The 20,053-nt window shown below is 61.2% G+C and carries 19 protein-coding genes; 12 read left to right on the top strand and 7 right to left on the bottom strand.

The genetic code is table 11. The features are described 5' to 3' along the window. Window positions 1-196 precede the first annotated feature (196 nt). From BFP96_RS21160 to BFP96_RS21145, 4 genes are all read left to right on the top strand, one after another. Complete coding sequence (locus tag BFP96_RS21160; RefSeq protein ID WP_065893883.1) at window positions 197-1,291, top strand: polyamine ABC transporter substrate-binding protein; 1,095 nt, start codon at window positions 197-199, stop codon at window positions 1,289-1,291. A gap of 62 nt (window positions 1,292-1,353) precedes the next feature. Further along, entirely contained in the window at window positions 1,354-2,496 is a 1,143-nt protein-coding gene (locus tag BFP96_RS21155) for an ABC transporter ATP-binding protein (RefSeq protein WP_065893882.1), read from the top strand. After that, a complete protein-coding gene (locus tag BFP96_RS21150; protein ID WP_065887049.1) occupies window positions 2,493-3,413 on the top strand; it encodes an ABC transporter permease subunit in 921 nt (306 codons plus the stop codon). The genes BFP96_RS21155 and BFP96_RS21150 overlap by 4 nt, the downstream gene beginning before the upstream one ends. Then, window positions 3,410-4,294: an ABC transporter permease subunit gene (locus tag BFP96_RS21145; RefSeq protein ID WP_057723417.1), complete on the top strand. Its 885-nt coding sequence runs from the start codon at window positions 3,410-3,412 to the stop codon at window positions 4,292-4,294. The genes BFP96_RS21150 and BFP96_RS21145 overlap by 4 nt, the downstream gene beginning before the upstream one ends. 130 nt (window positions 4,295-4,424) lie before the next feature. Here BFP96_RS21145 and BFP96_RS21140 read toward each other — a convergent pair whose 3' ends face one another. Further along, window positions 4,425-5,066, bottom strand: a complete 642-nt coding sequence (locus BFP96_RS21140; protein WP_065936951.1) for an HD domain-containing protein — start codon at window positions 5,064-5,066, stop codon at window positions 4,425-4,427. 271 nt (window positions 5,067-5,337) lie between these two features. Between BFP96_RS21140 and BFP96_RS21135 the strand changes: the two genes are divergently transcribed. Next, window positions 5,338-6,348: a GlxA family transcriptional regulator gene (locus tag BFP96_RS21135; protein ID WP_065936950.1), complete on the top strand. Its 1,011-nt coding sequence runs from the start codon at window positions 5,338-5,340 to the stop codon at window positions 6,346-6,348. Window positions 6,349-6,456: 108 nt separating this feature from the next. On the opposite strand, the gene BFP96_RS21130 is transcribed toward BFP96_RS21135, so the two are convergent. Beyond that, a complete protein-coding gene (locus tag BFP96_RS21130) occupies window positions 6,457-8,811 on the bottom strand; it encodes a penicillin acylase family protein (protein WP_065936949.1) in 2,355 nt (784 codons plus the stop codon). A 27-nt stretch (window positions 8,812-8,838) separates the two neighbouring features. Next, entirely contained in the window at window positions 8,839-9,414 is a 576-nt protein-coding gene (locus BFP96_RS21125) for a DUF6436 domain-containing protein (protein WP_065893878.1), read from the bottom strand. A gap of 99 nt (window positions 9,415-9,513) precedes the next feature. Between BFP96_RS21125 and BFP96_RS21120 the strand changes: the two genes are divergently transcribed. Beyond that, window positions 9,514-10,449 carry an alpha/beta hydrolase gene (locus BFP96_RS21120; protein ID WP_065936969.1) on the top strand — a complete coding sequence of 312 codons (936 nt, stop codon included), beginning with the start codon at window positions 9,514-9,516 and terminating at the stop codon, window positions 10,447-10,449. A 105-nt stretch (window positions 10,450-10,554) separates the two neighbouring features. Here the strand turns inward: BFP96_RS21120 and BFP96_RS21115 are convergent, their stop codons facing one another. Continuing rightward, complete coding sequence (locus tag BFP96_RS21115; RefSeq protein ID WP_065893877.1) at window positions 10,555-11,307, bottom strand: DUF2059 domain-containing protein; 753 nt, start codon at window positions 11,305-11,307, stop codon at window positions 10,555-10,557. Window positions 11,308-11,438: 131 nt separating this feature from the next. Between BFP96_RS21115 and BFP96_RS21110 the strand changes: the two genes are divergently transcribed. Next, on the top strand, window positions 11,439-12,071 hold the full coding sequence (locus BFP96_RS21110; RefSeq protein WP_065893876.1) for a 2OG-Fe(II) oxygenase: 633 nt from the start codon (window positions 11,439-11,441) through the stop codon (window positions 12,069-12,071). A gap of 141 nt (window positions 12,072-12,212) precedes the next feature. Here BFP96_RS21110 and BFP96_RS21105 read toward each other — a convergent pair whose 3' ends face one another. Beyond that, entirely contained in the window at window positions 12,213-12,692 is a 480-nt protein-coding gene (locus tag BFP96_RS21105) for a transporter substrate-binding domain-containing protein (RefSeq protein ID WP_065936948.1), read from the bottom strand. Window positions 12,693-12,826: 134 nt separating this feature from the next. Here BFP96_RS21105 and BFP96_RS21100 point away from each other — a divergent pair, with 134 nt between their 5' ends. After that, on the top strand, window positions 12,827-13,267 hold the full coding sequence (locus tag BFP96_RS21100; protein ID WP_065887058.1) for a DUF4399 domain-containing protein: 441 nt from the start codon (window positions 12,827-12,829) through the stop codon (window positions 13,265-13,267). A 255-nt stretch (window positions 13,268-13,522) separates the two neighbouring features. Here the strand turns inward: BFP96_RS21100 and serA are convergent, their stop codons facing one another. Continuing rightward, the gene (gene serA, locus BFP96_RS21095; protein WP_003176761.1) at window positions 13,523-14,752 is read right to left on the bottom strand and encodes a phosphoglycerate dehydrogenase; all 1,230 of its coding nucleotides are present in this window, start codon (window positions 14,750-14,752) and stop codon (window positions 13,523-13,525) included. Between the two features lie 205 nt (window positions 14,753-14,957). Here serA and BFP96_RS21090 point away from each other — a divergent pair, with 205 nt between their 5' ends. From BFP96_RS21090 to BFP96_RS21075, 4 genes are all read left to right on the top strand, one after another. Continuing rightward, window positions 14,958-16,352, top strand: coding sequence for an FAD-binding oxidoreductase (locus tag BFP96_RS21090; RefSeq protein WP_065936947.1), 1,395 nt, complete (start codon window positions 14,958-14,960; stop codon window positions 16,350-16,352). A gap of 22 nt (window positions 16,353-16,374) precedes the next feature. Then, window positions 16,375-17,040 (top strand): fumarylacetoacetate hydrolase family protein, encoded by a 666-nt coding sequence (locus tag BFP96_RS21085; RefSeq protein ID WP_065887060.1) that lies wholly within the window; start codon window positions 16,375-16,377, stop codon window positions 17,038-17,040. 230 nt (window positions 17,041-17,270) lie between these two features. Continuing rightward, a complete protein-coding gene (locus BFP96_RS21080; RefSeq protein ID WP_065936946.1) occupies window positions 17,271-18,197 on the top strand; it encodes an SdiA-regulated domain-containing protein in 927 nt (308 codons plus the stop codon). Between the two features lie 120 nt (window positions 18,198-18,317). After that, window positions 18,318-19,226, top strand: coding sequence for an SdiA-regulated domain-containing protein (locus BFP96_RS21075; protein ID WP_065887062.1), 909 nt, complete (start codon window positions 18,318-18,320; stop codon window positions 19,224-19,226). Between the two features lie 114 nt (window positions 19,227-19,340). On the opposite strand, the gene rpiA is transcribed toward BFP96_RS21075, so the two are convergent. After that, the gene (gene rpiA / locus BFP96_RS21070; RefSeq protein ID WP_065936945.1) at window positions 19,341-20,012 is read right to left on the bottom strand and encodes a ribose-5-phosphate isomerase RpiA; all 672 of its coding nucleotides are present in this window, start codon (window positions 20,010-20,012) and stop codon (window positions 19,341-19,343) included. Window positions 20,013-20,053: the final 41 nt, after the last annotated feature.

Genomic DNA, 20,053 nt, shown 5'->3' with positions numbered 1-20,053 from the left:
AGCTTGCTCGCGAAAAATTCAAGAGCGCTGCGGGGTGCCTGATGCCCCGCATGAGCGTTGACGACCTTCGCGAGCAAGCTCGCTCCTACAGTTAAATGACAGAAAGTTTTTGCCGGATCGGTTTATCGAGGGTAAGTTGCGCGCCGGTTTGTTGCCGGGCAACAACTTGGGCCCAACTATTTAAGAGGACCTCCACTTGCCAATTTCTTTATTTCGCAAAGCCTTGCTGGTGGGTGCAGGTATCACGCTGGCTGTCAGCGTGCAGGCCGCACCGACTGTGCATGTTTATAACTGGTCGGACTACATCGGCCCCGACACCCTGGCCAATTTCGAAAAGGCCACCGGCATCAAGCCCGTGTATGACGTGTTCGATTCCAACGAAACCCTGGAAGGCAAGCTGCTCGCCGGGCGTACCGGCTACGACGTGGTGGTGCCGTCCAACCACTTCCTGGGCAAGCAGATCAAGGCCGGGGCGTTCCAGAAGCTCGACAAGTCATTGCTGAACCACTACGCCAACCTCGACCCGGCGTTGCTCAAGCGCCTTGAGAAAAACGATCCGGGCAATGCGTACGCCGTGCCGTACCTGTGGGGCACCAATGGCATCGGTTACAACGTCGATAAGGTGAAGGAGGTGCTGGGCGTCGACAAAATCGACTCCTGGGCCGTGCTGTTCGAGCCGGAAAACATGAAGAAGCTCGCCAGCTGCGGTGTTTCATTCATGGATTCGGCGGATGAAATGCTGCCCGCAGTCCTCAACTACATGGGCTTGGACCCGAACAGCACCAACCCGGCCGACTACAAGAAGGCCGAGGAGAAGTTGCTCAAAGTCCGCCCCTACGTGACCTACTTCCATTCCTCCAAATACATCTCGGACCTGGCCAACGGCAATATCTGCGTGGCCGCCGGTTTTTCCGGCGATGTGTTCCAGGCCAGGGCACGTGCCGCCGAAGCGGGCAAAGGCGTGAACATCGCCTACGCGATTCCCAAGGAAGGCGGCAACCTGTGGTTTGACGTGCTGGCGATCCCCAAGGACGCCACCAACGTCAAGGAAGCCCACGCGTTCATCAACTATTTGCTGCAACCTGAGGTGATCGCCCAGGTCAGTGATTACGTCGGTTACGCCAACCCCAACCCAGGGTCGGACTCACTGATGGAGCAATCGATACGCACCGACGCAGCGGTTTACCCACCGCAGGCGGTACTCGATCGGACATTCGTCAACGGCGAGCTGCCCCCGACCGTGCAGCGTTTAATGACCCGTAGCTGGACCAAGGTCAAGACGGGCAAGTAAGGCTCAAACTATCCAAGTTCGCTCACCTGGGGCGAACTGCAAATTTGTTGGGAGTTTCGTAAATGGCAGTTGCCTCCGGCGCCTATAAGAAAGCCCTCGAGGGCGACCAGACACCGAAGAAGGTGCTGGTCAAAATCGACCGGGTCACGAAGAAGTTCGACGAGACGATTGCCGTGGACGATGTGTCCCTGGAAATCAAGAAAGGCGAGATCTTCGCCTTGCTCGGCGGCTCGGGTTCGGGCAAGTCCACCCTGCTGCGCATGCTGGCAGGCTTCGAACGCCCGACTGAAGGTCGGATCTACCTCGATGGTGTGGACATCACCGACATGCCGCCCTATGAGCGGCCGATCAACATGATGTTCCAGTCCTACGCCTTGTTTCCGCACATGACCGTGGCGCAGAACATCGCCTTCGGCCTGCAACAGGACAAGATCCCCAAGGCCGAAGTGGATGCCCGCGTGGCCGAGATGCTCAAGCTGGTGCAGATGAGCCAGTACGCCAAGCGCAAGCCGCACCAGCTGTCCGGTGGCCAGCGCCAGCGTGTGGCATTGGCCCGCTCCCTGGCCAAGCGTCCGAAACTGCTGCTGCTCGATGAGCCGATGGGGGCGCTGGACAAGAAGCTGCGTTCGCAGATGCAACTGGAGCTGGTGGAGATCATCGAACGCGTCGGCGTGACCTGCGTGATGGTGACCCACGACCAGGAAGAGGCCATGACCATGGCCGAGCGTATCGCGATCATGCACCTGGGCTGGATCGCTCAGATCGGCAGCCCGATCGACATCTACGAGACGCCTACCAGCCGTCTGGTGTGCGAGTTCATCGGCAACGTCAATATCTTCGACACCCAGGTGGTGGATGACGCCGAGGGCCACGCGGTACTCAAGTGCCCGGACCTGGACCGCGACATTTACGTGGGCTATGGCATCGCCACCGCGGTGGAAGACAAGTCGGTGACCTACGCGATTCGCCCGGAAAAACTGCTGGTCACCACCCAAATGCCGACCTGCGAGCACAACTGGTCCAGCGGCAAGGTGCACGACATCGCCTACCTGGGCGGCCACTCGGTGTTCTACGTGGAACTGCCGAGCGGCAAGCTGGTGCAGTCCTTCGTCGCCAACGCCGAGCGCCGTGGCCAGCGGCCGACCTGGGGTGACCAGGTCTACGTATGGTGGGAAGACGACAGCGGCGTGGTACTGCGCTCATGAACATGAAGAAATTCAAGCGGCGCTTGGATCGCATAATCCCCAATGGCAAGCAGGTGGTCATCGGGATTCCCTTCCTCTGGCTGTTCCTGTTTTTCGCACTGCCGTTCTTCATCGTGTTGAAAATCAGCTTTGCCGAAGCCGATGTGGCGATCCCGCCCTACACCGAGATCTACACCTACGTTGAGCAGAAGCTGCAAGTGGTGCTGAACCTGGCCAACTACAGCTTGCTGGCGGGAGACGAGCTCTACATCGCCGCGTACCTGGGCTCGCTGAAGATGGCCTTTTTCAGCACGCTGCTGTGCCTGCTGATCGGCTACCCGATGGCCTACGCCATCGCCACCGCACGCAAGGAAATGCAAACCGTGCTGGTGTTGCTGATCATGATGCCGACCTGGACTGCGATCCTGATCCGCGTCTATGCGTGGATGGGCATCCTCAGCAACAACGGCTTGCTCAACGGCTTCCTGATGTCCATGGGGTTGATCAACGAACCGCTGCAGATCCTCAACACCAACATCGCGGTGTATATCGGCGTGGTCTATTCGTACCTGCCGTTCATGATCCTGCCGCTGTACGCCAACCTGGTCAAACACGACCAGAGCCTGCTGGAAGCGGCGTCGGACCTGGGCTCAAGCACCTTCAACAGCTTCTGGAAAATCACCGTGCCGCTGTCCAAGAACGGCATCATCGCCGGGTGCATGCTGGTGTTTATCCCGGTGGTGGGCGAGTTCGTGATTCCTGAACTGCTCGGCGGCCCGGAAACCCTGATGATCGGTAAAGTGCTGTGGCAGGAATTCTTCAACAACCGTGACTGGCCGGTGGCGTCCGCCCTGGCGGTGGTGATGCTGGCGATCCTGATCGTGCCGATCATCCTGTTCAACCGCAGCCAGGCCAAAGAGCTGGAGGGCAAGATATGAAGCGCTTTCGTTTCTCCAGCTTCATGCTGGTCGTGGGATTGCTGTTCATTTACCTGCCGATGCTGATCCTGGTGATCTACTCGTTCAACGAGTCCAAGTTGGTGACGGTGTGGGGCGGCTGGTCGATCAAGTGGTACGTGGGCCTGCTGGACAACACCCAGTTGATGGGCTCGGTGGCGCGTTCCCTGGAAATTGCCTGCTACACGGCGGTGGCGGCCGTTGCGCTGGGCACGCTGGCGGCGTTCGTGCTGACGCGCATCAGCCAGTTCAAGGGCCGCACGCTGTTCGGCGGCCTGGTCACGGCGCCGCTGGTGATGCCGGAGGTGATTACCGGCCTGTCGCTGTTGCTGCTGTTCGTGGCCATGGCGCAGATGATCGGTTGGCCTCAGGAGCGTGGCATCGTCACTATCTGGATCGCCCACACGACATTCTGCGCGGCGTATGTGGCGGTGGTGGTGTCGGCGCGCCTGCGTGAGCTGGACCTGTCGATCGAAGAAGCGGCAATGGACCTGGGCGCACGTCCATGGAAGGTGTTCTTCCTGATCACCATCCCGATGATCGCGCCATCGCTGGCGGCGGGCGGCATGATGTCGTTCGCACTGTCCCTGGACGACCTGGTACTGGCCAGCTTCGTGTCGGGCCCGGGTTCGACCACCTTGCCGATGGAAGTGTTCTCGGCGGTGCGCCTTGGGGTCAAGCCCGAGATCAACGCGGTGGCGAGCCTGATCCTGTTGGCGGTGTCGCTGGTAACCTTCCTGGTGTGGTTCTTCAGCCGCCGTGCCGAAGAGCACCGCAAGAAAGCCATCCAGCAAGCCATCGAAGAAGCCGCAGCGGATGGCTGGCAGCAGCCGGACAAGCGCCGCGCCCCGGCACCGGTCTAACTGCCGGAACCGGATCAACATGTGGGAGGGGGCTTGCCCCCGATGGCGGAGTGTCAGGCAAAGATTAGCTGACTGATCCACCGCTATCGGGGGCAAGCCCCCTCTCACATTTGATTGCATTTCAGGCTGGTTAAGCTGACCACGGCGACTGGCGAATCACCTCGACAAAGTTCATCGGCTTGAACCCCGGCTCCTGATCCACCAGCACATCGGTCTTCACGTTGCCAAACGTGGTCTGCGGGCGATGGCGCAAGCCGTCGGCGAACGCGCAGATGATGCATTCCTTGAACCCCTCACCGCGCGGATGCGCATGCACCACCGCTTCGCGCTGCACGGTGGTGAATGCGGCGTAGTCCATGCCCAGCACGTCCATCTCCACCCCGGCAGTCACCAGCGCCACGGTAGGGCGCAGATGCTGCGGTACGCCCGGCGTGGTGTGCAGGGCGATGGACAGCCACACTTGTTCGATATCGTCGTCGCTCAGCCCATACGGCTTGAGAAAGGCGGCGGCCGCGTTGGCGCCGTCCACTTCGAAACGTTCATGGTCACTGCGATGGCCCTCCACCAGGCCGAGGTCGTGGAACATCGCGCCGACGTACAGCAGCTCCGGGTTGTAGGCCAGTTGCTTGCGCTCACCGCTCAAGGCGCCGAACAGGAACACCCGGCGCGAGTGGTGGTAGAGCAGGTCTGACTCAATGTCGCGGATGTACTCGGTGGTGGCACTGGCCAGGGCACTGTCGGGGATTTTGATACCGGCGATGGTGGTGCTCATGGTGGCTCTCCTCTGGAAAGCTCCAGTCTGGTCGTGCACCCGCGCAAGGGCTATTGCGGCGAGGGAGTGATCCCGGCCAATTTGGCTATACATCGTGCCATGCTCAAATCAGCTAGGGTTGTGCCTGCGAAGATCCAAATGTGGGAGGGGGCTTGTTCCCGATAGCGGTGGGTCAGTACCAGATGCAGTGACTGACATTCTGCAATCGGGAGCAAGCCCCCTCCCACAGGGGATTTGTGTTTATCCAGTTAGAAAAAAGGCGTGTCTGACCATGAGCAAAACCGTCGCCATCCTGATCTTCCCCGGTGTCCAGTCGCTGGATGTGACCGGGCCGATGGATGTGTTCTGCGAGGCCAACCGCTTCCTGGCGCCCGAAGCGCATTACCACCTGGAGGTCATTGGCCTCGGCCACGGCACGATGGCGTGCTCGAACGGTTTGTCCTTGCAGGCGCACAAGCACTACAGCGAAGCCCTGCAACCCTACGACCTGCTGCTGGTCGCCGGTGGTCCGCAGTTGCCCTTTGAAGATTTCGGCCCCCGCTTTGATGACTGGCTGCGCGGCGCCGCTGCCAGGGCACAGCGCTTCGGCTCGATCTGCAACGGCGCCTTCATGCTGGCCCGCGCTGGCCTGCTGGATGGTAAAACCGTCACCACCCATTGGGGCGACGCCGCCGACCTGGCCCGGTTGTGCCCCTCGGCCCAGGTCGAGGCCGATCGTTTGTATGTGCAGGACGGCAACCTCTATACCTCGGCCGGGGTCACGGCGGGGATCGACCTGTCGCTGTACCTGCTGGCCCAGGACCACGGCCCGGAAGTCGCATTGAGCGTGGCCAAGCGCCTGGTCGTGTTTACCCAGCGTTCGGGCGGCCAGTCGCAGTTCAGCCCGTTCCTCACGCCCCATGCCGAAGCCACCTCGGCGGTGGCGCTGGTGCAGTTGTACGTGCTGGCGAACCTGACCGGGGATTTGAGCATTGCCGACCTGGCCAGGGCGGCCAATATGAGCGCGCGCAATTTCTCCCGGGTGTTCGCCCGTGAAGCGCGGATCACGCCGGCGGAATTTGTCGAAAGGGCGCGCGTGGACGCGGCGCGGGTGATGCTCGAAAGCACTCATGCGCCGCTGAAGACCGTGGCCTATCAATGCGGGTTTCGCGATGCCCAGCATATGCGCAGTGTGTTCAACCGCCGGCTGGGCGTGACGCCGCAGCAGTTCAGGCTCAACTTTGCCGTAAATGTGGGAGGGGGCTTGCCCCCGATGGCGGAGTGTCAGCCAAAGATTAGCTGACTGATCCACTGCTATCGGGGGCAAGCCCCCTCCCACATTTGATTGCATTTCAGGCTGGTTAAGGTGACCACCTCACCCCCTCCCATATTTTGACCCAGTGATACTCGGTTATCTGGCAGGCAACAGTTTCAAAGTGCCGCGGGTATTCGCCGTGATTTCTTCTTCACTGAAATGCGCCTGCTCGTACCCGCCTTCGATATAGGTTTGTGCCTGGTCGCTGTAGTGCGCATCAAACGGCACGCCGCTTTGACCCACCGGGTTGATGGTCAGGGCATGGGCCGCGTCGGCGAAGTCGATCAGGCGGCGGGTCGAAGGGCCGTAGGTCACCGGCCAGGGTGCCGGGCCGATCATGGCGGTCTGGTTGTTCGGCACTTCGTGGCTGCCCGGTGCCGCGAAGGGACCGACGTTGAAGAGTTTGTCCAATGGCTTTTGCATGCCCAGCGGGTGGCCGTGGGTCAGGGTGTGCGCTTTGCCCCACTGCCACTGGGACGGGTCATCGCCGAAGGTGGCTTTCAGATGCGCCAGGCTGTTGTCCCAGGCTCGCTTGACGGTGTCGGCCCGCGTGCCATTCCACCAGGGCGAATCCGCGGTGGCGGCCAGGCGGGGCAGGGCGGCGTCGATCACACGGGTGCCGAGCAGCGTCTTGAACAGGGCGTCGCCCAATTTCGGGTGGAAGGTTGCATCGGCCAGGTTGAACAGCAACTGGTTGAACAGGGTGGCACTGGTGGACTCCAGTGGGTAGTCGCCTGTCCAGCTTGCCAGTTGTTCCACCAGCTTCAACTGCGCCGGGTCTGTGACCACCTCGCGCAACACCGGCAACAGCGGCGCCAGCAGTCGCGGGCCAAAGGCGGTGGTGGTGCCCAGTTGCAGGGCCTGGCTATTGTTCACATCCCATTTCACTTGGTTGTCGCTCAACTGCGCAGCCAACCGCTGGCCACGGTCGGCGAGGTTGTAATAGCCGGGGATTTCCATGCCGCTGGGCGATGCCGGCTGGGCGTTGGCGGAGACCACATAGCCGCGCGCCGGGTTTTCCTCCTGGGGGTTGGCGCTGAACGGGTAGAAGCCCAATTTATCGGCCTGGGCGGTACTGCCGTCGAGGATGAACCCCGGGTTGACGCCGGCCGGGCGTATCGGCAACTGCGCCGCCGCCCACCAGCCGATATCGCCTTTGGCATTGGCCCACACGATATTCAGGCCCGGCGCCGATACCTTGGCCGCCGCTGCGCGTGCCTTGGCCAGGGTGTCGGCGCGGTTGAGCTGGTAGAAGCCTTCGAGGATCGGGTTCTCGGTGTCGAGGAACGCCCACCACATGGCAATCGGCGTGGCGCCTGCCTGTTCACCGAGCACGTCATTGACGATCGGGCCGTGGGGCGAGCGGCGCAGGACGAGCGTGACCGGGGCCTGGCCCTTGACCTGGATTTGCTGTTCGCTGCTGCTCATGTCCACCCACTGGCCGTGGTACCAGACCTGGTTGGGGTTGGCCGGGTTGACCTTCTCGGCGATCAGGTCGAGGTCGTCGTTCTGGAACATGGTCAGGCTCCAGCCGAAATCCAGGTTGTGGCCCAGGAACGCCACCGGCACCAGCGCGTTGTGATAGCCATACAACTCAAAGCCGGGCGCCGACAGCTGCGCCTCGTACCACACCGACGGCACCGAAAAGCGAATATGCGGATCGCCGGCCAGTAACGGTTTGCCGCTTTTGGTACGGTTGCCGCTGATGGCCCAGGCGTTGCTGCCTTCCAGTTGCGGCAAGCCGTTGTCGGCCAGGGCCTGCTCGCTCAGGCGGGCGAGGGCGCCGAGGGTGTTCCAATCGGCCGCCGCCAGGTTGAGTGCGCCTTTGGGTTGCCAGTCCAGGTCGAACACCTTGAGGTAGTCGCTGCCCAACTGGTCGCGCACGTAAGTCAGCACCGGTTCGGTACGAAAGGCTGCGGCGAAGCTGTAGGCCATATACCCGGCGACACTGATGGAGTCCTCGGCGGTGAAGGGCCGCTTGGGAATGCCCAGTACGTCGAACTCCATCGGGCTGGCGTGGCTGGCCTGGTATTGATTGATCCCGTCCAGATAGGCTTGCAGGGCCTTCCAGGCGTCCGAGTCAGGGTTCATGTGCTCGACGTAGCTCAGGGCACGCTCGCGAATGCGCAGGCTGCGAAACAGCTTGTCGGTCTCCAGCAGCTTGGGACCCAGCACTTCGGCCAGTTCGCCACGGGCCAGGCGGCGCATGATTTCCATCTGGAACAACCGGTCCTGGGCATGCACATAGCCCAGCGCGCGGTACAGGTCGGCTTCGTTCTCGGCACGGATATGCGGCACGCCACGGTCGTCGTAGCGCACGGTGACCGAGCCTTGCAGGTGCGCCAGCGTGACCGTGCCCTGGCGGCCGGGTTGCTTGCTGTAGACATACCCGCCGGCGCCAAGGGCAACCAGCACAACCAGCACCACGAGAGCCAGCAAGACACGCTTCATCGACTTTCCTTACCCAGAATGGACAGACTACGGTTGCTCAGGCCACGAACAATAGCAGCCCACCGCCAGGGTGTGCGTGGCGTTGATTTCGCGCCCGGCTTGCAGGGCCTTGAGGATCGGCTCGATAAAGCTGTTGCCGGCATTGCAGGTCAACCCTTCACTGTACGGGCCGAAATACGCGAGCTTGCCCGTACGGTCCCAAATGCCCACGGCCGGGCTGGCCGGTACCTGGTCGGCGCCGGGCAGGGCCTCGAGGGTTTTCATCCGGCGCAGATTGTCCGGCAGGGCGCCGTGGCTGCCGGCTTTTTGCAGGGCATAGAACTCGACGCCTTGCGGCGCGTAGTGCTCGATCAGCTCACCCAGGTGTTGCTGGTTACCGACATTGCACGGGCAGGCCGGGTCCCAGAAGTGCACCAGCCGAATCGGGCCAGGGCCGCTGAGTGCGGCGGGCAGTTGCAGCGCATCCCCGGAAAACACCGCCGTATGCTCGCTGAAGGCGCGCAGGTAACGGCCCTGGAACCAGTCATACGCGGCCCACAGCACGCCGGCGCAGATAATCAGCACCAGGCTGGTGAACAAGGCAGTGCGGTAGGGCTGTCGCATTCAGAGGTATCCTCGCGGGTCGCGTAGCTTGCCATGCTTGTCCTGACACATGAATATCGCAGCTCGATATTCATCTTCACCGTCAGTCTGGAAGCCTTTATGCCCGTCACCTTTGACCCTGATCATCTGCGCGAAAGCTTGCAGCCCCTGATGCATGCGCAGCCGCTGTCAGCCGAGGCGCGGGTGTACCAGCGGTTCTACGGGTTGGACCTGCCGGCCCGCAAGGCCGTGAGCCGCCTGGGGCGTATGGAGGTGGCCGGGTTCGAGGTGGTTGCGCAGGTGTGGTGGCCTTCGGCGCCGGTGGCAACGATGTTCATGTTCCACGGCTTCTACGACCACATGGGGCTGTATCGCCATGCCGTGGACTGGGCGCTGGAGCAGGGCTTTGTGGTGATCGCCTGCGACCTGCCAGGCCATGGCTTGTCCAGCGGCATACGGGCCAGCATCGATGATTTTGCGGTGTACCAGCACGTGGTGCAGGCCTTGTTCGCCGAAGCCGCGGCGTTGCAACTGCCGCAACCCTGGCACCTGTTCGGGCAAAGCACCGGTGGCGCAATCGTGATTGACCACCTGCTCAACCACGGCGACGAAAGCCCGGCCCAGGGCAAGACGTTTCTACTCTCGCCCCTGGTACGTCCGCGAGCCTGGGGTTGGTCGCAGCTCAGCTATTACCTGCTGCGCCCGTTCGTCAAAGGCATCGCGCGACGTTTCAGCGATAACTCCAACGACCCGGCATTCAGGCCTTTTCTCGAAGCCGACCCGTTGCAGCCGCGCCAACTGCCCACCGCCTGGGTGGGCGCGCTGGCGTGCTGGATCAAACGCATCGAAGCCGCACCCCGCAGCGCTCGGCGGCCAGTGATCGTGCAGGGCGAGGAGGATATGACGGTGGATTGGCAGCACAACTTGCAGGTGCTGCGCAGTAAGTTCGATCGGCCTGAGGTGTTGATGCTCAAGCGCGGCCGGCACCATCTGGCCAATGAGATCCCCGAGATTCGCGAGGAGTACTTCAATTTTCTTACGCAGCAACTGAAGTAACACAATCCAAATGTGGGAGGGGGCTTGCCCCCGATAGCGGTGGGTCAGTCAACTTATGTGTAGCTGATCCATTGCAATCGGGGGCAAGCCCCCTCCCACATTTTATTACTGCGCCAGGCTTGAGGTGCTCTGGCCGACAGCCAGTCCCGCACGGATGGCCGCCAGCGCCGCCTGGTAATACGCCTTCCCCTCCGGCGATTCGGCAAACGTCGCGAACTCTTCCAGCTCCGGGTCGGACAAGTCCCGATAGACGTACAGCAGCGTGTTATTCAGATCCTTATCGATCTGCTGCATCAAGCGCTCCCGCTGCCCATTCAACATGCCCTGGGCCTGACCGCCGCCCAGCAGGCCGGGGATCATCTGGCTCAAGCTGTCCGCCGCCACGCCGGCAATCGCCAGGCTGACTTCGGCGCCCGCTTCACGCGCGGGCAGGGCCTGGGCCAGGTGGCCGATGATCAGGCTGCGGGTGGCGTCGGCCTGGATTTTCGGCAGGCCCTGGGCGTTTTTCGCCAATTGGTCGCGACGCGTGGCGAGCAGCTCGGCGGCGACAATCTTGCGGCCCAGGGGCGATTGGAAAAACGCTAGGGCCGGTTTCGGGTCCGCCAGGTGCTTGCGCAATTGCGCTTCGGCACGCTGGTCCATGGCCTGGGCCGCGAAACGTTTGCTGCTGTTGTCCACCAGCGCCTGGTACACCGCCGGCGGCAGGCTGTTGCGGTAGCGCTGCTGTGCGGCAGTGAGGGCGTCGTTGAAGTGCGCACGTTGTTCGGCCCAGCCGGCGACTTTGTACAACTGGTCATGGCCGTCTGCCCAGGCGGGTAAAACGCAGAACATCAGCAAGGAAAAAAACAAACGACGCATAAGGACTCCTGTCAGTCGGCCACTATTGTCCGTGTCGGGCGTAGGATTTGTCGAGAAGTCCTATCAGTCACCTGACTAAAGTGTATTCGGGCGCTCGACGGCGCTGTCGGATTCACAGGCGTATGGATACTATGCGCGCCATGCAAACACCCCTCGATCACCCGCTGCTGCAACGCATTGTCGACGACCTGGCCGAAAAAGGCTGGTCGCAGCAGAACGCCTTCCTGCCCCAGGCTCTGACCCTGGAGCTGGCGGCCGAGTGCCGTAAACGTGCGGCCGAAGGTGAACTGGCGCCGGCGGCCGTGGGGCGCGGGCCGGCCCAGGAAATTCGCGAGGGGATTCGCGGCGATCATATCCAATGGCTGGAAGAGGGCGACGCCGCCGTCTGCGACACCTACATGGCCGTGATGGACAGCCTGCGCCTGGCGATGAACCGTGGCCTGTTCCTCGGCCTGGAAGACTTCGAAAGCCACTTCGCGATGTACCCGCCCGGGGCGTTCTACCTCAAGCACCTGGACCGTTTTCGCGACGATGACCGGCGCATGGTCTCGGCGGTGATCTATTTGAATGATGCCTGGCTGCCCGAACATGGCGGTCAGTTGCGCATGTACCTCAAGGGCGGCATCGAACATGACGTGGTGCCCGCCGGCGGCAGCCTGGTGGTGTTCCTGTCGGGCGAGGTGCCCCACGAAGTCCTGCCCGCCACGCGCGAACGCCTGTCCCTGACCGGCTGGTTTCGTAGGCGCGGTAACGAGCCGTTCTGAGCAGGCAAAAGGCTCCGATCCATCCCTCAAGTCTTGCCTGGAACACAATGTGGGAGGGGGCTTGCCCCCGATAGCATTCTGTCAGTCAGCACATTTGATACTGATACACCGCCATCGGGGGCGAGCCCCCTCCCACATGGGTTATCGCGTATCCCCGTCGAGCCACTTCTCTTCCAGCGCCTTTAACCGACCATCGTCCTTCACCCGTTTCAACGCCCCGTCCAGGCTGCTCTTGAACGCAGGGTTGCCCTTCTGAAACGGAATCGCCAGTTCAGGTTTGTCGTTATACGCGGCGCTGAAATCGAAACGATCCTTCAGCTCGGCAGTCATAGCGATATGGTTGATTGCCACGTCGTATTTGCCGGTCGCCACGCCGTTCAGCAGGTCGGCATCATCGGTGGTGATAAACGAGGAGCGAACGTCCATTTCCTTGGCCAGTTGCTCGCCCAGCTCCACTTCAAAGCCGGTGAGTTTGTCGCCTTCCTTGAAATTGAAGGGCGGGGTATTGGCTTCGAGGGCGATGCGCAGTTCACCGCGATCGTTGACGTCGTCGATCAGCTCGGCGTGAGCCCAGGGGCTCAGAAGGGGAAGCAACAGTAACAGGCCAGGCGAGAAGCGCATGGTCACTCCTAAGGAATTCGGATGTACGAGGCGCTGTTCAGCATCGTTTTGCTATGGTGTTGAGTGCCTTGGACAGCAATTTGCCGCGAAGTTGTCATAACCCTACAGATTTCACAGAAAAACTGGAGAAGCGAATGAAAGCCCTTTTGTCCCGTGCAACCCTGGCCAGCCTGTTGCTGGGTGCTTCGATGTTGGCGACCGCCGCTGACGGTATCCCGCGTAGCGCTCCACCTGAAGGTGCCAAGGTGTTTATCGTTTCGCCGAAAGACGGCGCCACCGTCGATAAAACCTTTACCGTGAAATTCGGCATGGAAGGCCTGAAACTGGCACCGGCCACCGATCAGACGCCCGGCACCGGCCATCACCACCTTCTGATCGACCAGAAAGAACTGCCGGATGCAAAACTGCCGATCCCGGCCACCGACACCGTAATCCATTACGGCAAGGCCCAGACCGAGACCGAGCTGACCCTGACCCCCGGCAAGCACACCTTGCAACTGGTGGCCGGCGACAAGCTGCACATGCAGTTCAACCCGACGGTTGCCTCGAAAGTCATCACGGTTAACGTCAAGTAAGCGTTGTCCAGGCGAAAAAAAGGGAGACCCCGGCGGGGTCTCCCATTTTTTTGTGCAGACTGATCGTTCCCTCGCTCCGCGTGGGAATGCATCCCGTGACGCTCCGCGTCGCCATCTCGCACGTGCCTGGTTATTCACTGAGAGCAGGACGCAGAGCGTCCCGAGCGGCATTCCCACGCAGAGCGTGGGAACGATCAAAAGGCGAAAAAAAGGGAGACCCGCCGGGTCTCCCTTTTTTGTGCAGCGTTTAAAGCGTTAGAACAACACGCGGCTACGAATCGTGCCGTTGATGTGCTGCAGCTTCTCTTGCGCCAGGTCCGAGTACTCGGCGTCGACGTCGATTACCACGTAGCCGACCTTCTCGTTGGTCTGCAGGAACTGACCGGAGATGTTGATGCCGTTTTCCGCGAAGACCTTGTTGATCTCCATCATCACACCCGGAATGTTCTGGTGGATGTGCAGCAGACGGTGCTTGCCAGGGTGAGCCGGCAGGGCCACTTCCGGGAAGTTGACCGACGATACCGAGGTACCGTTGTCGCTGTACTTGACCAGCTTTTCCGAGACTTCCAGGCCGATGTTGGCCTGGGCTTCAGCGGTGGAGCCGCCGATGTGCGGGGTCAGGATCACGTTGTCCAGGCCGCGCAGCGGGCTTTCGAAGATGTCGTCGTTGGAGCGTGGCTCCACCGGGAACACGTCGATGGCGGCGCCGATCAGGTGCTTGTCCTTGATCGCGTCGGCCAGGGCGTCCAGCTCGACCACCGTGCCGCGTGCGGCGTTGATCAGGATCCCGCCTTTCTTGATCGCACGGATTTCCTTCTCGCCGATCATCCACTGGGTCTCGGCGGTTTCCGGAACGTGCAGGGTGACGATGTCGGACATGCCCAGCAGCTCGGTCAGGCTCGACACTTGCGTGGCGTTGCCCAGCGGCAGCTTGGTCAGGGTGTCGTAGAAGAACACCTGCATCCCTAAGCCTTCTGCCAGTACCGACAGCTGTGTGCCGATCGAACCGTAACCGACGATCCCCAGCTTCTTGCCGCGAATTTCGAAGGAATTGGCCGCGCTCTTGATCCAGCCGCCACGGTGGCAGGACGCGTTCTTCTCGGGGATACCGCGCAGCAGCAGGATGGCCTCGGCCAGCACCAGCTCCGCAACGGAACGGGTGTTGGAGTAGGGTGCGTTGAACACCGCGATACCGCGCTCGCGCGCCGCGTTGAGGTCGACCTGGTTGGTGCCGATGCAGAAACAGCCGACGGCCACGAGTTTCTTGGCGTGGTCGAAGATCTCTTCGGTCAGCTGAGTGCGGGAGCGAATGCCGATAAAGTGCGCGTCGGCGATCTTTTCCTTGAGCTGGGCTTCCGGCAGAGAACTGGTGATGTACTCAATGCTGGTGTACCCGGCGGCTTTCAGAACGTCGACAGCCGATGGGTGGACGCCTTCCAGAAGAAGGAACTTGATCTTGCTCTTATCGAGAGAAGTCTTGCTCATCTGCGTAAACCTGTATCCCGGAGAAAAATGGCAGGGAATCGAGCAGCGCAAGCTGACCCGGACGGCAGGAAAGCCGTCACCGCAGAAACGCCCTTGGGCTCTGTCCTGCGGGGGCGGTATGCTAGCATACGCGCCCCGCTAAACACCTATTCCTGCGACGTGAAGCGTTCTCAGGATGACCATGAATTGTTCGAGAGTTCTGTCGATGACCCATCCTGCCCTGATTGATGAGCTGAAGACCCTGGTTGAGCCCGGCAAAGTGCTGACCGACGCCGACTCCCTGGAGGCTTACGGCAAGGATTGGACCAAGCACTTCGCGCCCGCGCCATGCGCCATCGTGTTCCCCAAGACCACCGAGCAGGTGCAGGCCATCGTCCGTTGGGCCAACACCCACAAGGTGGCGCTGGTGCCATCCGGCGGGCGTACCGGCCTGTCGGCGGCGGCCGTTGCGGCCAATGGCGAAGTGGTGGTGTCGTTCGACTACATGAACCAGATCCTCGACGTGAACCTCACCGACCGCACCGCCAAGTGCCAGCCGGGCGTGGTCACCAAGCAGTTGCAGAACGTCGCTGAAGAAAACGGCCTGTACTACCCGGTGGATTTCGCATCGTCCGGTTCCAGCCAGATTGGCGGCAATATCGGCACCAATGCCGGCGGGATCAAGGTGATTCGCTACGGCATGACCCGCAACTGGGTAGCCGGGATGAAAGTGGTCACCGGCAAGGGCGATGTGCTGGAACTGAACCGCGACCTGATCAAGAACGCCACCGGCTACGACATGCGCCAGCTGTTCATCGGCGCCGAAGGCACCCTGGGCTTTGTGGTGGAAGCCACCATGCGCCTGGACCGTGCGCCGAAAAACCTCACGGCCATGGTGCTTGGCACCACCGACTTCGACTCGATCATGCCGGTGCTGCACGCCTTCCAGGGCAAGCTCGACCTGACCGCGTTCGAATTCTTTTCCGACAAGGCCCTGGCCAAGGTCCTCGGCCGTGGCGATGTGCCGGCGCCGTTCGAAACCGAATGCCCGTTCTACGCACTGCTGGAATTCGAAGCCACCACCGAAGAAGTCGCCAATCACGCCCTGGAAACCTTTGAGCACTGCGTCGAGCAGGGCTGGGTGCTGGACGGCGTGATGAGCCAGAGCGAAACCCAGCTGCATAACCTGTGGAAACTGCGCGAGTACATCTCCGAGACGATTTCCCACTGGACGCCGTACAAAAACGATATTTCGGTCACCGTTTCCAAGGTGCCGGCGTTCCTCGGCGAAATTGACGCAATCGTCGGCGAACACTACCCGGATTTCGAAATCGTCTGGTTCGGTCACATCGGCGACGGTAACCTGCACCTGAACATCCTCAAGCCGGAAAACCTGAGCAAGGACGAGTTCTTCGCCAAGTGCGCCACCGTGAACAAGTGGGTGTTCGAGACCGTCGCCAAGTACAACGGCTCGATCTCCGCCGAACACGGCGTGGGCATGACCAAGCGCGATTACCTGACCTACAGCCGTTCGCCGGTTGAAATCGAATACATGAAAGCAGTGAAAGCCGTGTTCGACCCCAACGGGATCATGAACCCTGGCAAGATCTTCGCTGTTTAACCGCCCCTGAAGGAGTCGTTTCATGAGCTACCAGCACAAGTACGTCGACGGCACCAACATCCACTTCCCCATGGGTAAAGTGGTGTGCATCGGGCGTAACTACGCCGAGCACGCCAAGGAACTGGACAACCCGGTACCCACCGAGCCGCTGCTGTTCATCAAGCCGGGCAGTTGCGTGGTGCCGCTCGAAGGCGGTTTCGCCATTCCAACCGAGCGCGGTTCGGTGCATTACGAAGCGGAGATCGCCGTGCTGATCGGCAAGCCGTTGTCGAACAAGCCAAGCCGCGAAGAAGTGCTGGACGCCATCTCCGGCTTCGCCCCGGCCCTGGACCTGACCCTGCGCGACAAACAGGCGGAGCTCAAGGCCAAGGGCCTGCCATGGGAGATCGCCAAGTCGTTCGACGGCGCAGCGGTGATCGCGCCTTTCGTGGTGAGCAGCACGTTCGCCGACGTGACCGATATCGGCATTCGCCTGACCATCAATGGCGAAGTGCGTCAGAACGGCAACAGTGCGCAGATGCTCAACCCGATCGTGCCGATGATCCAGCACATGGCCGGCTGCTTCTCGCTGCAGGCCGGTGACGTGATCCTGACCGGCACACCGGCGGGCGTCGGGCCGCTGAATGTCGGTGACAAGCTGGTGCTGGAGTTGTCGGGCGTGAACCGCTTCGAAAGCGTGGTGCGCTGATTTTTTCATGACGAAGTGCGGTAAAAATGTGGGAGGGGGCTTGCCCCCGATTGCAGTGTGTCAGCCAGCAAATCTGTGGCTGACACTCCGCTATCGGGGGCAAGCCCCCTCCCACATTTGATTGTGTACATCTGCCAAAACCGGTGTTTTTGCATTTTTTTCACACGTCACCCGGATAATCCCGATCCTGTGCTATTCCCTACCGCTGACTTTCCGGAAAAAAGCGCCCCATGGCCGTGCCTCTGCCCACCTCCAAACCTACGCTTCGCTCGCGCCTGACCATGCGCTGGTATTCCTGGGTGTTCCTGGCCGGTGCGATCCTGTACGGCATCGCCTGGGCCATGCACTGGGACGATCGGGGTGTGCTGTGGGTGCTGGAGGGTTTTGAAAGCCCGGCCGAACGCCGGGAAAGCGTGTGGCTGCCTGACTATCGCGTGGTCATCGACGCCAAGCTGCTGCCCGGTATGGAGAAGGATGAGGCTTCGGACCTGTCCTACAACCCCCAGACAAAAACCCTGTTTTCCGTGATGGGCAAGAACCCGTTCCTGGTGGAGCTGAGCCTGCAAGGCGATGTGCTGCGCAAGATGCCGCTCAATGGCTGGAACAACCCGGAAGGCGTGACGGTGATGGAAAACGGCCTGATGGCCGTGGTCGATGAGCGCCAGCACAGCCTGACCCTGATCAAGGTCGATGCAGGCACCACGGCGTTGAACAAGGCCGATTTCCCCAGTTATGACCTCGGCCCGTCCAAGGACCAGAACAAAGCCTTCGAAGCCATTACCTGGGACAAGCGCAACCAGCAGCTCGTGCTCGGCGAAGAGCGCCCACCGGCGCTGTTCACCTGGAAAAGCGATGGCAGCCAGACCCTGGTAGGCGACAAGCAAAAACTGGCCAGCACCGAGCTTGATATGCGCAACCTGTCGGCGCTGGCCGTCGACCCGCGTACCGGGCATCTGCTGGTGCTGTCGGCCGACTCCCACCTGTTGCTGGAGCTGGACGAGAAGGGTGAGCAAGTCAGCTTCATGACCTTGCTGGGCGGTTTCAACGGCCTGAAGGACACCATCCCGCGTGCCGAAGGCGTGACCATGGACGAGAGCGGTACGCTGTATATCGTCAGTGAGCCGAATCTGTTTTATCGTTTTGAGAAACAGAAATAACGTACGTTTACGTCAGGCATTTCTCAAATAGCGGCATTCGACAGGCATCCGAGCGCGTTTAAGTTTAAATTCAGGCGACCTTGATATCTATTCGCCAGTTTTTTCACTGAGCCCGCCCCGATGCGTCGACTTGCCCGCCCCAAACCCGCTTTAGTCATCCTGATTCTGATTGCCCTGGTTGCCGCCGGGGTCGTTGCGCAACAGTTTCGTCTGTTCGAACGTGCCTGGTTCAACTGGCGGGTGTGGCATCAGCCCGCCGATGAACGCAGCATAGGCCTGGCCGATTACCGCGTGTCCCTGGAGGGCCAGGTGATCGAGGGGCTCGACGACGATGTGTCGGCCCTCACCTACGACCCCGTGCGCAAAAGCCTGTTTACCGTCACCAATAAAAACGCCGAGTTGGTCGAGCTGTCCCTGCAGGGCAAGATCCTGCGGCGGATTCCCCTGGTGGGTTTTGGCGATGCCGAGGCGGTGGAGTTCATCAGCGACAACATCTATGTGATCAGCGACGAGCGCCAGCAGCGGCTGATCAAGGTGCATGTGGATGACGACACCCAGTTTCTCGATGCGGCCGATGCGGAGCAGATGACCCTGGGCGTGCACATTGGCAGCAACAAGGGCTTTGAGGGCCTGGCCTATGACTCGGTGGGCAAGCGCCTGTTTGTCGCCAAGGAACGCGACCCGATGGTGATTTACGAAGTCCACGGTTTTCCCCATTTCAAAGCGGAAAAAACCTACTCGGTACACGTGATCAACAACCCCAAGCGCGATGCCGGGCTGTTTGTGCGCGACCTGTCGAGCCTGCAATACGATGAGCGCAGCGGCCATTTGCTGGCGCTGTCGGATGAGTCATTCCTGGTGCTGGAGCTGGACATCGACGGTCGCCCGCTGAGCAGTCTGTCGCTGCTCAACGGGCGCCACGGCCTGAAAAAGCGTGTGCCCCAGGCCGAAGGCATCGCCATGGACGACGAGGGCACGCTGTATCTGGTCAGTGAGCCGAACCTGTTCTACGTGTTCAAAAAGCCCTGATCAGAACATCCACTGCACGCTGTGTTACATAAATCCAGCGTGGAGCACATACCAAATGGGAGAGGGGGCTTGCCCCTCCCACATTGGAACTGCCACATTGGAGTTGTGGTGTCTTTAGGCTTTGAGGGTTTTTACGCCTTCCGGGGTGCCCAGCAGCAGCACATCCGCCGGACGTGCGGCGAACAGGCCGTTGGTGACCACGCCAACGATGGCGTTGATATGCGTCTCCAGCTCCACCGGGTGGGTGATCTGCATGTTGAACACATCGAGGATAATGTTGCCGTTATCGGTCAGCACGCCTTCGCGGTACACCGGGTCGCCGCCCAGTTTCACCAGCTCGCGGGCCACGTGGCTGCGGGCCATCGGGATGACTTCCACCGGCAGCGGGAAAGCACCGAGTACCGGCACCAGCTTGCTGGCGTCGGCGATGCAAATGAAGGTCTTGGCCACGGCCGCGACGATTTTCTCGCGGGTCAGGGCTGCGCCGCCGCCCTTGATCAGGTTCAGGTGTTCATCGCTTTCGTCCGCGCCGTCGATGTAGAACTCCAGGTCGCTCACGGTGTTGAGCTCGTACACCGGAATGCCATGGCCTTTAAGGCGTGCGGCGGTCGCTTCGGAGCTGGCCACGGCGCCATCGAACGCGCCTTTGTGCTGGGCCAGCGCATCGATAAAGCAGTTGGCAGTGGAGCCGGTGCCGACACCGACGACGCTCTTGTCGTCGAGTTTGGGAAGGATTAAATCGACGGCGGCCTGGGCCACTGCCTGTTTGAGTTGATCCTGGGTCATGCGGGCTCCGGAGCGGGCGGGGAGTTATCGAGGGCGGCGAG

The sequence above is a fragment of the Pseudomonas sp. 34 E 7 genome (assembly GCF_900005715.1).
Lineage (GTDB): Bacteria > Pseudomonadota > Gammaproteobacteria > Pseudomonadales > Pseudomonadaceae > Aquipseudomonas > Aquipseudomonas orientalis_A.
Note: the sequence above shows the minus strand (reverse complement) of the source record. Positions and strands in the feature narration are given on the sequence as shown.